General features: G+C 67.9%; 4 protein-coding genes and 1 pseudogene. All 5 read right to left on the reverse strand.

Translation table 11 applies throughout. The annotated features are described in order from the left end of the window. A pseudogene (locus ACMUOO_RS16495) lies at positions 1–1,144 on the reverse strand (translocation and assembly module protein TamB); the annotation flags it as partial. Then, positions 1,144–2,931 (reverse strand): autotransporter assembly complex protein TamA, encoded by a 1,788-nt coding sequence (locus tag ACMUOO_RS16500; RefSeq protein ID WP_301919766.1) that lies wholly within the window; start codon positions 2,929–2,931, stop codon positions 1,144–1,146. The pseudogene ACMUOO_RS16495 and the gene ACMUOO_RS16500, both read right to left, overlap by 1 nt. 173 nt (positions 2,932–3,104) lie before the next feature. Continuing rightward, positions 3,105–3,635: an isopentenyl-diphosphate Delta-isomerase gene (idi, locus tag ACMUOO_RS16505; RefSeq protein ID WP_301919767.1), complete on the reverse strand. Its 531-nt coding sequence runs from the start codon at positions 3,633–3,635 to the stop codon at positions 3,105–3,107. After that, positions 3,632–4,141, reverse strand: coding sequence for a protein-export chaperone SecB (secB, locus tag ACMUOO_RS16510; protein ID WP_301919768.1), 510 nt, complete (start codon positions 4,139–4,141; stop codon positions 3,632–3,634). Before secB ends, idi begins: the two co-directional genes overlap by 4 nt. Before the next feature lie 59 nt (positions 4,142–4,200). Beyond that, positions 4,201–4,467 (reverse strand): FxsA family protein (locus ACMUOO_RS16515; protein ID WP_413855746.1); only part of this gene is annotated, 267 nt, incomplete at its 5' end.

The following is a 4,467-nucleotide window of genomic DNA, read 5'->3' on the forward strand; positions in this document are numbered from 1 at the left end:
CAAGCGTCCAGCCGTCGCCGCGCGAATGGTCGTAGCGCAGCTTCAGTTCGCCTGATCGCACGAATGTGCGCGGGCCCGGGATCGGCAGAAGCACGTCGCCCCCTGTACCGAGACCGAGCCGGACGGTCAGCGCTGCCTGCAAGGGCAGGCCTTGGGGCGATAGACTGACCCCTCCCGCAAGGTCGAGACCCCTTGCGCCCAGGACCAGCCGGGTGAGATCGAGTTGGCCCGAGGGCAACCGACGCCCCGCGGCCTGCAGGGCCACGTTCGGCCCGAAGAACTCCTGATAGTCGGGAAGGAGCAGGGGCGCGATGTCGCCGGCGATGTCCGCCGCAAAGCGACGCTCAGGTACGGCCCCCGGCGCGCCTGTCGCCAGAAACGTGACCTTTCCCGAAAGACGCCGCACGTTGTCGGTGGAGAGCGCGATGTCTGTGGCGAAGTCGTCGATGACACCGTCGCCATGCACGGCGAGTTCGATCGAGGGGCGTCCGGGCAAGCCGAGCAGGCTGGCCGCGATCCCGTTCGCGCCTTCCGCCACCAGAAGGTCGAGGGTCGCTTCCCGGGTGGCGTTTGCATAGCGCCCCGTCATCGACAGCGTTCCGCGGGGGCCGTCAATGCGCTCGATCGCGATCTCGGCGGTCCCTTCCCCCCCTTCGAGGTGCGTCGTGCCGTTGAGCCGGACTACGGCTGCCGCACCAAATAGCGCCTCGCCGAGTACCACGCGATCGGCGCGGATCGACCCGATGTCCACCGACACCGGCAGTTCCGGCAGGCTGAACCCTGACGCCTCCGCGCTGGGGCCGGCGGCCCCGGGGGCACGCGGCAATTCGATCTCGGCCGCGCGCATCTCGCTGATCTCGACCCGGCCGGCAAGCAGCGCAGAGCGATTCCATCCGATGGCGCCGTCATGGATCGTGATCCAGACACCGTCACCATCCGCGATGGTCAGTTCATCGAAGGTCGCACGGGACGACAGCGCGCCACGGAACCCCTCGATCCGCACGGTACGGCCGAGCGACGACAGATTGTCCTCAAGGAATGCGGTGAGGAAGTCGCGGTCGCGCTCTGACGCCGCGGCATCCTCCTGGGCCGTGGCAGCCAGGGGTAAGAGGCAAAGCGCCAGGGAGAGGACGAGACGCCGCATCAGAATGCCTGCCCCAAACCGACGTATATCTGCACACCGTCTCCGGTCGGCCCCGACACCGGCATGGCGACATCGATCCGGATCGGCCCGATCCCGGTGTTATACCGCAGGCCGAGTCCGGCGCCGGCGTGCCATCGCCCTGTGCCGCCGAATAGTTCGTCGATGCCGACATAACCCGCATCGTAGAATGCGGCGGCGCCGATCGTGTCGGTGATCGATGCGCGCAACTCGGCCGAGGCTCCGGCGAAGCTCATGCCGCCCGTCTGGACGGAAAGGAACGCCGAACGCGCCAGCGCCACGCCGAGCGACTGGTATGGTTGCCCGCGCACCGTTCCGCCGCCGCCGGACCAGAACCGGAAGCTCGCCGGCGTCTGCGGCAGCGTCGGGCCGATGACCGTCCCGAGCTGAAGCCGCCCGGCAAGGACGACGCGGTCATCCGTGCCGAAGCCATGAAAGAGGCGCGCGTCGGCCTTGACCTGTGCGCCACTGCCGGCTGATGCATAGCCCAGAAACGGCGTGAGTTCTGTCCTGAGATAGAAACCTTGGTGGGCGTCGAGCACGTTGTCCCTGCTATCCCATGTCAGCGCGACGGGGAGCGTCAGCACGCGGTAGTCGGTCTGTCCGCCGGCGTCGGAAACACGCTCCGCGAGGTACCCGATCCCCGCCTGGGCGGTGAAGTGATCTCCGAACACGCGGGACAGGCCGAAATCGAGGGCAACGCGTTCGACGGTCTGATCCAGCAGCTCTTCGCGCGAGGCGCGTGCCTCGACGAAGGCAGTCGCATCGGTCACCGGTGTCGCGGGCCTGTCGATCCGCACGCCGAGCGAATAGTCGATGGCGCCGCTCTGTCCGCCGATCCGCTCGACCGAACCATCGACCCGCAGCCTCTCTGCCCCGCCTAGGAGGTTCCTGTGTAGCCAGTATCCGGAGAGGCTGAGACCCTCGCTGTTCGAGACTTCGGCGCCGAAGCCGAACCGGCGCAACTTTTCCTCGTCGAGCACTAGTTCCACGTCCAGAGTGTCGCCGGGGCCGATCGTGTCGGCTTCCGTCACCGCCACGGTGCGGAAGACGCCCGTCCGGCGAAGGCGCGCGGCGACCTTGTCGAGTTTGGCGGGATCGAAGACCTCGCCCGCCGGAAAGCCCGCGATCTTCAGGATACGCTCGAGCCGCATCCGTTCGTAACCCGAGACGCGCATCTGTCCGAACCGCAGGCGTGGGCCAGGCGCGAGGAGTATTTCCGAGAAGATCGCGGCGGCGGCATGGTCGGCAGTGATGGATTGGCCGGCGACCCGGGCCTTGGCATGACCGATCGCGCGCCAGCCCGCGACACCCGCTTCGGCGGCATCGACGATGGCGGTCGAATAGGCCGGCCTGGTGTCGCCATAGGCGGGCGGCAGCCTTGTTCCGCGCGCGTAGGGCCTCATGCGGGCCCTCTCGAAGCGGAAGATCGGCCCCGGCGTCACCCTGATCGAGACCACGCCGATGGACTCGGGCGTGTCAAGCGGAGCGATCTCCGCCGCCTCGCGCCCGTCGATCAGGATCTGGATCACGCCCGAGTAATAGCCCTCCGCGTAGAGCGCGCCGATCAATCGTGCATAGTCCGCGCGTGCAGCCGCGAAGATCGTCTGGCTGTCGGTCGTCTTGTCGCGTTCAGCCGCGATGGTGAGGGAGGCGGCGCGCAGCCGGTCGAGGAGTGCGCGGTCCGCGCCCGGAGCCGTCAGTTCGACGCGATCAAGTGCCCCGGCGGGGCGACACGGCACGACCAGCGCGGCTCCGGCAATGGCCATAACGGCCGCGCACCTCCGCCACCATCCTGCCCGTCGCAATGATCCGCCCCCGAACTCGTGATCTACAGAACAAGCCTCGCATTCTACGCGGCCGAACGCCAGTGGTTGCGCCTGTTCCAGGCGGGATTCGGCGGCGGCCGGCCACCCGTGGTCGTCAGGCGCCGCCGGACCGCCTATGCGGCGCGGAAGATTCGGTGGCGATGGTCGGCAAGGTAGATCCTGAGCCATGGAGTGAACCGTTCCGGCCCGGCCGCGATCTCGGCGTCCAGATCGGACAGGGTGACCCAGCGCACCTCCATGACCTCGGCGGGGTCCGGCGCGACCGGTAGCACCGCGGTTGCAACGGCAGTGAAGATGTCAACCACCTCGTGCTCGACCATGCCGCCGCCCACATCCGCGCGATATTCCACCGCCTCGGCGAAGACCGGGGACACCCCCTCGATGCCGAGCTCTTCGCGCAGACGGCGGACGGCGCAGTCGACCGTCGCCTCGCCCCAGTGGGGATGTGTGCAGCAGGTATTCGCCCAGAGACCGGGCGTATGGTACTTGCCCATCGCCCGGCGCTGGATCAGAACCCGGTCGCCCTCGAGCACAAAGACCGAAACGGCCCTGTGGCGGCGCCCCTCAAGGTGCGCCGCCAGCTTGTCGAAGGGTACGAGCCGCCCGTCGACCCAGGTCGGGATGAGATCGGCGGCGGCAGTCACGACACCTGCTGCGCCGGCACCTGAGCCTGGGCGCGTCGGGACAGTTCCTGACGGTAGAGACTGAGGTAATCGACCGTGTCGATGTTCAGCGGCGGGAAGCCCCCGTCGCGCGTCACGTCGGAGATGATGCGGCGGATGAAGGGGAACACCATCCGCGGGCATTCGATGAGCAGGAACGGGTGAAGCTGCTCTTCCGGCACTCCCTCGATGTGGAAGATCGCGCCATAGTCGAGTTCCAGCAGGAAGAGGGGCGCCTGGTCGGCCTTGTTCTTGGACGTGACCTTGAACTTGCTGACCACCTCGTACTGGTGATCCACCGCCCGCTTGCGTGCGTCGAGGCTCACCTGCACCTGGATGTCAGGCTGGACCTCGGCATTGGTGATGCCCTTCTGCGCCACGATATTCTCGAAGGAAAGGTCGCGCACATACTGGCCGAGCACCTGCATCCTGACCTGCGGTGCCTCCGGCGGTGCGGCGCCGTTGTTCCCGTTGCCGTTGTCGGCCATCTTTCACTCTCCCAACGAAGTCCGGTCGGGCGGGGGTGTAGCACCTTGGCGCCGCCGCCTCAATGGCGTGTCCAGCCGGAAGGGCCGCGCGGCCGGTCGTCGGGGCCGACCTCGTGGAACTCGCCGTCGATCACGTCCCGCCGCCAGGGTTCGCGCCGGGGCGGCATCCCGCCCACGGTGAACCGTTCTACCCGCACACGCGACGCGAGGTACCGCAAGACGGCCGAGCGAACCGGCGGGATCAACAGCAGGATGCCCATGGTGTCGGTGAAGAAGCCGGGCGTCAGCAGAAGCGCCCCGGCGAGGAGGATCAAGGCCCCGTGCGC

This window comes from Albidovulum sp., from assembly GCF_041919395.1.
In the GTDB taxonomy this organism is placed as follows: domain Bacteria; phylum Pseudomonadota; class Alphaproteobacteria; order Rhodobacterales; family Rhodobacteraceae; genus Albidovulum.

Excerpts from the sequence above, each read along its gene's own strand:
- secB (WP_301919768.1), bottom strand. The coding sequence starts at position 4,141 with ATGGCCGACAACGGCAACGGGAACAACGGCGCCGCACCGCCGGAGGCA.
- ACMUOO_RS16500 (WP_301919766.1), bottom strand. The coding sequence starts at position 2,931 with ATGGCCATTGCCGGAGCCGCGCTGGTCGTGCCGTGTCGCCCCGCCGGG.